The 640-nt window shown below is 68.8% G+C and carries 1 protein-coding gene; it reads right to left on the bottom strand.

What is annotated here, in order from left to right; all coding sequences use genetic code 11:
- On the bottom strand, positions 1 to 630 hold a 630-nt coding region (tal, locus tag ACRYR2_RS25010; RefSeq protein WP_432565710.1), incomplete at its 3' end, for a transaldolase.
- Between the last annotated feature and the right edge of the window lie 10 nt (positions 631 to 640).

Genomic DNA, 640 nt, shown 5'->3' with positions numbered 1-640 from the left:
GGCCTCCTCGCTGCCGATCTCGTCGAGGCGCTTGTCGATCTCGGTGTCGACGCGGGAGACGAAGAACGAGGCGACCGACTCGATCTTGGAGATGTCGTGGCCGTTCTGCTTGGCCTGCTCCAGACCGGTCAGGAACGCCTGCATGACGGCGCGGTAGCGGTCCAGGGAGAAGATCAGCGTGACGTTGACGCTGATGCCCTCGGACAGCGCGGTGGTGATCGCCGGCAGACCCTCGACCGTGGCGGGGATCTTGATGTAGAGGTTCTCGCGGCTGACCGCCTGCCACAGCTTGCGGGCCGACTCCTCGGTCGCGGCGGTGTCGCGCGCCTGGCGCGGGTCCACCTCGAGGGAGACGCGGCCGTCCAGGCCGTTCGTGCGGTCGTAGACCGGCTTGAGGATGTCGGCGGCGCGGCGCACGTCCTCGGTGGTGATCTGGAAGACCGCCTCCTCGGTGTCGGCGCCGGCGGCGATCAGTTCCTTGACCTGCTCGGTGTAGCGGTCGCCCTTGGACAGGGCGGTGGCGAAGATCGTCGGGTTCGACGTCACGCCGAGCACACCCGCGTCGACCAGGCGCTGCAGCTCGCCCCCGTCGGTCAGTTCGCGGGAGAGGTCGTCCAGCCAGACCGACACACCGTGCTGG

It is taken from the genome of Kineococcus deserti (assembly GCF_050871945.1).
Taxonomy (GTDB): Bacteria; Actinomycetota; Actinomycetes; order Actinomycetales; family Kineococcaceae; genus Kineococcus.
The sequence above is the reverse complement of the archived record's forward strand: the minus strand, read 5'-3'. Positions and strand labels throughout refer to the sequence as shown.